The organism is Acidobacteriota bacterium (genome assembly GCA_009861545.1).
Taxonomy (GTDB): Bacteria; Acidobacteriota; Vicinamibacteria; order Vicinamibacterales; family UBA8438; genus WTFV01.
This window is the reverse complement of the sequence record VXME01000137.1, coordinates 45212-51993: the sequence shown is the minus strand read 5'-3', so window position 1 is coordinate 51993 and position 6782 is coordinate 45212. Positions and strand designations below refer to the sequence as shown.

Annotated in this window: 6 protein-coding genes; all 6 read left to right on the top strand. The window is 68.0% G+C overall.

The genetic code is table 11. The annotated features are described in order from the left end of the window. Positions 1-1003: ADP-forming succinate--CoA ligase subunit beta (sucC, locus tag F4X11_21685; protein ID MYN67605.1), on the top strand; the 1003-nt coding region annotated here is incomplete at its 5' end. A 17-nt stretch (positions 1004-1020) separates the two neighbouring features. After that, positions 1021-1893, top strand: coding sequence for a succinate--CoA ligase subunit alpha (gene sucD / locus F4X11_21680; protein MYN67604.1), 873 nt, complete (start codon positions 1021-1023; stop codon positions 1891-1893). A gap of 174 nt (positions 1894-2067) precedes the next feature. Next, the gene (locus tag F4X11_21675; GenBank protein MYN67603.1) at positions 2068-3966 is read left to right on the top strand and encodes a 2-oxoacid:acceptor oxidoreductase subunit alpha; all 1899 of its coding nucleotides are present in this window, start codon (positions 2068-2070) and stop codon (positions 3964-3966) included. 48 nt (positions 3967-4014) lie between these two features. Next, positions 4015-5061, top strand: a complete 1047-nt coding sequence (locus tag F4X11_21670; GenBank protein ID MYN67602.1) for a 2-oxoacid:ferredoxin oxidoreductase subunit beta — start codon at positions 4015-4017, stop codon at positions 5059-5061. Then, positions 5061-5474, top strand: a complete 414-nt coding sequence (locus F4X11_21665) for a nucleoside-diphosphate kinase (GenBank protein MYN67601.1) — start codon at positions 5061-5063, stop codon at positions 5472-5474. The genes F4X11_21670 and F4X11_21665 overlap by 1 nt, the downstream gene beginning before the upstream one ends. A gap of 201 nt (positions 5475-5675) precedes the next feature. Then, positions 5676-6596: a HEAT repeat domain-containing protein gene (locus F4X11_21660; GenBank protein ID MYN67600.1), complete on the top strand. Its 921-nt coding sequence runs from the start codon at positions 5676-5678 to the stop codon at positions 6594-6596. Positions 6597-6782: the final 186 nt, after the last annotated feature.

The window sequence follows — 6782 nt, the reverse complement described above, 5'->3', positions numbered from 1 at the left end:
GGGCAAGGGCGGGGGCGTCCAGTTGGTTTCCGGGCCCGCCGAGGCCGAGCGCACGGCGGAGGCCATGCTCGGCATGACGCTCGTCACCGCCCAGACCGGTCCCGGCGGGCGGCGGGTCGGACGGCTGTTGATCGAGGAGGCGCTCGACATCGAGCGCGAGCTGTACGTCGGGCTCGTCATCGATCGGGCGCTGGCACGGCCGGTGCTGATGGCGAGCCGGGCAGGCGGGATGGACATCGAGCAGGTGGCCGCCGATTCGCCCGAGTCGATCCGCAAGGAAGCGCTGGATCCGGTGGCGGGATTGCTGCCGTTCCAGGCTCGCCGGCTGGCGTTCGGCCTGGGTCTCGAGCGGCCCGTGGCCGGTCGGGCGGCCGCGGTCATGCTGGCCGCGGCGCGCGCGTTTCTGGACCTCGACGCGTCGCTCCTGGAGATCAACCCGCTCGTCGTGACTTCCGGCGGGGAGGTGCTGGCCCTCGACGCCAAGGTGAACCTGGACGACAACGCTCTGTTCCGGCATCCGGAGCTGCGGGAGCTGCGGGACAAGGCCGAAGAGGAGGCGCTCGAGGTCGAAGCCTCCGAGCATGCGTTGAGCTACGTCCGGCTGGACGGCCGTATCGGGTGCATGGTCAACGGCGCCGGACTGGCCATGGCCACCATGGACATCATCCACCTGGCCGGCGGCGAGCCGGCCAATTTTCTGGACGTGGGCGGCGGCGCGAATGCCGATCAGATCCGGAACGCGTTCCGGATCCTGATGGCCGACCCCAACGTCACCGCCGTCCTGATCAACATCTTCGGCGGCATCCTGCGCTGCGACGTGCTCGCGGAAGGCGTGATCGCGGCGGTCCGGCAGTTGAAGGTCACGCTTCCGGTGGTCATCCGGATGGAAGGCACCAACGTCGAGGCGGGCAAGAGAATGCTGCGCGAGAGCGGCCTGAACTTCACGACCGCCGACACGATGAGCGAGGCCGCGGAGCGCGTCGTCGCGCTTGCCGCCGGCTGAATCCCGGGGACCGAATCATGGCAGTGCTCGTCGACGACCGGACCCGCCTGCTGGTGCAGGGGTTGACGGGGCGGGAGGGGACGTTCCACGCGCAGCAGGCGGCGCGTTACGGCACGAACGTGGTCGGGGGCGTCAGCCCGGGCAAGGGCGGTACGACGCACGAAGGATGGCCGGTCTTCGATACGGTCCGCGAGGCCGTCGGTGAGACGCGAGCGAACGCGTCGGTCATCTTCGTCCCGCCGCCGGCGGCGGCCGATGCCATTCTGGAAGCCGCAGACGCGGATCTGGATGTCGTGGTGTGCGTCACGGAGGGGATCCCGACGCGCGACATGCTGCCGGTGATCGCGTTTCTCGAAGGCCGCCCGACGCGACTGGTCGGACCGAACTGCCCGGGCGTGCTGTCCGCGGGCAAGGCCAAGGCGGGCATCATTCCTGGGCACATCGGCAGCGAAGGGAACGTCGGGGTGGTATCGAGGAGCGGAACGCTGACCTACGAGGCGATGCACCAGTTGACCCGGCTCGGCCTCGGCCAGACGACGTGCATCGGCATCGGCGGCGACCCGCTGATCGGCACCACCTTCGTCGATGCGCTGCGACTCTTCGCGGCCGACGAGGCGACGGAAGCCGTCGTGCTGATCGGCGAGATCGGCGGCACGGCCGAGGAAGATGCCGCGGCGTTCATCGCCGACGGCTTTCGGATGCCGGTCGTCGGGTTCATCGCCGGGCAGACGGCGCCGCCGGGGCGGCGCATGGGCCACGCCGGCGCGATCATCGCGGGCGGCGCGGGAACGGCCGCGCAGAAGCAGGAGGCGCTCGCCGCGGCCGGCGTGACGGTGGTGAAGAGCCCTGCCGATATCGGCGCCGCAATGGCCCGCCGACTCCGTGATTGAGTCGCGCGACCGGCCGGATGGAGCGGCGGGCCGCACCCGCGGGACGATGGTGGCCCTGACGGGCGAGCCGGGGAAGCTCCGGCAGCGCCCGTCATGTTAGTATTCGGGGTTGAACTAATGGGAATCGGGGCAGTGCTTGGACAAGCCGCTGCCGCTCTCCAGAGTTGAGGATGCATGGCGCCTGCTGAAGTCGCGGTTCAAGAAGCTCCAGTCGCTCGCAGCACCGGGCGGATCGTCAACGATTTCAGCATTCAGGTGGCCACGGTCAACGGTTCCGGCAGCCAGACGGCCAACCTGGTGCTGCTGCGCTCCATCTTTCGGATGGGCGTGCCCGTCTCCGGGAAGAACCTCTTCCCGTCGAACATCGCCGGCCTGCCGACCTGGTTCACGATTCGGGCCAACAAGGACGGCTACATCGCCCGCAAGAAGGAGATCGACTTCCTGGTGGCGATGAACCCGGAGACCGCGCAGGAGGACGTGCTGTCGCTCGAGCCGGGGGCTGCGGTCGTCTACGACGAGGGCCTCGCACTCGACAAGGTGCGCAGTGATCTGACCTTCTACCCGGTGCCTTTCGACAAGCTCGTAGCGGGGGTCTGCACCGACGCCAAGCTGCGGCGCCTCGTGCGCAACATGATCTACGACGGGGTGCTGGCCAAGCTCCTGGAGATCGATCTCCAGAAGATGGAGCAGGCGCTCCAGAAGCAGCTCGGCCGCAAGCCGAAGGCCGTGGCGCTCAACCAGCACGCGCTCGAGGTGGGTTTCGCCTACGCCGAGGAGCACTTCGAGAAGCGCGACCCCTACGTGATCGAGGCGCTGGACAAGACGGCGGGGAAGATCCTGATCGAAGGCAACGCCGCCGCCGCCATCGGGGCCATGATGGCCGGGGTGACGGTCGTGGCGTGGTACCCGATCACACCGTCGTCGTCGCTCTGCGAGACCCTCATCGATTACCTGCAGAAGCACCGGATCGACGAGAAGACGGGCAAGGCCACCTTCGCGGTCGTGCAGGCCGAGGACGAGATCGCGGCTCTGGGCATGACCATCGGCGCGGGCTGGGCCGGCGCACGGGCCATGACGTCGACGTCCGGCCCGGGTGTCTCGTTGATGGGCGAGTTCGCCGGTCTCGCCTACTACGGCGAAGTGCCGGCGGTGATCTTCGACGTGCAGCGGGTCGGTCCGTCGACCGGGCTGCCGACGCGCACGGCCCAGGGAGACGTGCTCTCGACCGCGTTCCTGTCGCACGGCGACACCCGGCACCTCATGCTCTTCCCGTCGTCGGTCGGCGAGTGCTACTCGATGGCGGTCGAGGCCTTCGACCTTGCCGAGCGGTTCCAGACCCCGGTCTTCGTGATGACCGACCTGGATCTGGGCATGAACACCTGGATGTCCGATCCGTTCGACTACCCGGAGAAACCGCTGGACCGCGGCAAGGTACTGGACGAGGAAACCCTCGAGCGCATCGGCCGGTTCGGACGCTATCGGGACGTGGACGGCGACGGCGTGCCCTACCGCAGCGTTCCGGGCGACAAGATGCCGGCCTATTTCTGTCGCGGGTCCGGGCACAACGAGTGGGCGCAGTACAGCGAGCGGCCCGACGACTACCAGAACAATGTCGATCGTCTGGGAAGGAAGTTCGAGAACGCCAGGAACTGGATGCCCGCGCCGATCGTGGAGATCAACCGTCAGGCTTCGATCGGCGTCATCGCCTACGGCACGACGCACTGGGCGGTCGTGGAGAGTCGGGACCAGCTCAAGGCCGAGGCCGATCTGGAGACGTCGTACTACCGGGTCTGCGGTTATCCCTTCCGGCCCGCGCTGGCGTCGTTCATCGAGCGCCACGAGCGGGTATACGTCATCGAGCAGAACCGGGACGGCCAGATGCTGAGCCTGATGAAGCTGGATCTGGAACCGGATCTCGCCCGCCGGCTGCGGAGCGTCCTGCACTACTCGGGGCTGCCGATCGACGCGCGGTCGATCACCGACAGCGTGCTGATTCAGGAAGGGTATCGCGTGCAGAAGACGGGCGCCGACACCTCGCGCGTCCCGCGGGAAGCCGGCGTGGGCGGGGAATAGCGGGTTCGGTCGGCGGACTGGGATCGTCGGAACGCGGGAAGAGGATACGTGGCTGTCGCAACATCGCCGGAACGGAAGAAGAAGGTGAACCGCGTCGGGCTCGAGGCGCGGGAATACCGCGGTTCGAAGACCACGCTCTGCGCCGGGTGCGGGCACAACGCGATCTCGGAGCGGATAATCGGCGCCTGCTTCGAGATGGGCATCCAGCCGGAACGGGTCGTCAAGCTCTCCGGGATAGGCTGCTCCAGCAAGAGCCCCGCCTACTTTCTCGGGTCCGCCCACGGATTCAACGCCGTCCATGGCCGCATGCCGTCCGTCGGAACCGGCGCGATGCTGGCTAACCGGAATCTGGTGGCGATCGGCGTCAGCGGCGACGGCGACACCGGAGCCATCGGCATCGGGCAGTTCGTGCACTTGATGCGCCGGAACCTGCCCATCATCTACATCATCGAGGACAACGGCTGCTACGGTCTGACGAAGGGGCAGTTCTCGCCGACGGCCGATCTCGGATCGAAGGCCAAGACCGGCGTCGTGAACGATCTGCCGCCGATCGACACGTGTGCGCTGGCCATCGAGCTCGGGGCGTCGTTCGTGGCTCGCTCGTTCTCGGGCGACAAGAAGCAGCTCAACGCGATCCTGAAGGCTGCCCTCAGTCACCGCGGCACGGCGATGCTCGACGTGCTCTCGCCCTGCGTCACCTTCAACGACCATGAAGGCTCGACCAAGAGCTACGCGTACGCCAAGGCGCACGACGACCCGCTCGAGGAGCTCGACTTCGTACCCTTCTTCGAGGACATCAGCGTCGACTACGAACCTGGAACGACGCGGGAAGTCGTCATGCACGACGGGTCGAAGCTGTACCTGAAGAAGCTCGACGCCGACTACGACCCGCTGAGCAAGGTGGCCGCGATGCGGGTGCTCCAGGAGACGCGCGGGCGGGGCGAGTTCGCGACCGGCCTGATTTACGTGGAGCCGGTCAAGCCCGACTTCCTCGACGTGCTGAACCTCGTGGACGAGCCGCTGGCGACGTTGCCCGAGGAGCGTGTGCGGCCGCAGAAAGCGGTGCTCGACGACATCATGGAGAGTCTGCGGTAATGGAGCGTACGCTTGCCATAATCAAGCCGGACGCGGTCGCCAGCCGGCAGGCCGGCGCCATCCTGCAACGCATAGAGGCCGGTGGCTTCGAGCTGCGCGGCATGCGGCTCGTACACCTGACGCGGGCGGAGGCGGAGGGCTTCTACGCGGTCCATCGCGCGCGTCCGTTCTTCGACAGCCTGACCGCGTTCATGTCGTCGGGCTCCGCGATCGTCCTGGCCCTGGAGGCGGACGACGCGATCCGGCGCTGGCGCGAGCTGATGGGGGCCACCGATCCGGCCAAGGCGGCTCCGGGGAGCCTGCGGCGGGAGTTCGGCACCTCGATCGAGCGCAACGCCACGCATGGTTCCGATGCGCCGGAGACGGCCGCGACGGAGATCGGCTACTTCTTCCGCAGGGTCGAGATCGGTTGATCCGGGGCCGCTCCGAGCACCCCGCAGGAGCGGCTAAGTGACTGAGGGCGCATGAGGTAGGGGCGGATGGGCGCGCTCCGATCTTGACCGCGGCGGCACGCCGTTGTACCATTGGTTGCCTGACGACGAACGCATCGCGGTGGCGCGTCTAGCGCATCCGCGGCGGCCCGCCGGGCATCCGTTTCCAGACGTTAATTGGCGATGCCGAAGCTGGTCGAGCGTGAATCCGCCCCCCGTCCGAGCGCCCTGAGCTCGGCCCCGGCTCTGGCTGTCCAGTTCTTCCTGATTCCCCTCGCGGTCGTGGGCGTCATCGTGCTCGTGTACGGCGGCTTCCGGATGCTGCTCACGACCGAGCGCACCCCGGCCGAGCTGCTCTCGGACGTGCGGACCGGTGGCCGGGAGCGGCGCTGGCCGGCGGCCTACGAGCTCTCGCGGGTTCTCGACGACCCGGAGACCGAGCGGCGGAACCCGCAGCTCGGGGCGAGCATCGTTCAGGCGTTCGTCGATTCCGAGGGAGACGACCCCCGGGTGCGGCGCTATCTGGCGCTGGCGATCGGGCGGCTGACGCTTCCGCCTCCCGGAGCCGTCGCCGAGCTCACCGCGGCCCTCCAGGATCCGGACACGGAGACGCGCATCAGCGTCATCTGGGCGCTGGCGTCGCTCGGCGACGAGTCGACGGTGGACGACATCGAGTCCATGTACCGCTCGGATGACGCGGGTGTCCGGAAGATGGCCGTCTACGCGCTCGGCGCCCTGGTAGGCTCGGGAGACCATGCCACGCTGCGCAACGCGCTCGACGACCCTGCCGCCGACGTGCAGTGGAACGCGGCGGTGGCGCTGGCCCGGCATGGCCGGGACGAGGGCGTGACCGTGATTCGCCGGATGCTCGATCGCGAGTACGTGGCCCGCATGGTCACGCGTCGGGCGAACGCCGACGACCCTCTGGATCCGGTCAGCGAGGTAATCGTGAGCGGTCTGCAGGCCGCCGCCTCGTTGCGCGCCGGGGAGTTGCGGCAACCGATAGAGGCCTTGAGCGAAACGGACGAGAACCTCCGGGTTCGCGAGCTGGCGATCAAGACTCTGGACCTGTTGAATCAATCGACCAGGAATCTCATCCACTGAGGCGATGTTGCTCCCGAGCGTACCGAAGACCGTGAGATTTCGACGGAGGCCCGACGCGTGAATCCCCTGATAGCCGTCCTCATCAGCGGCGTCGCGATGTTCGCCGCGCATATTCTGGTGATCCTGCTGTTTCGCGAGAAGCCCGCCGCGCCCGAAGAGGGAGCGGTCGAGGCGGAGGCCCCGGCC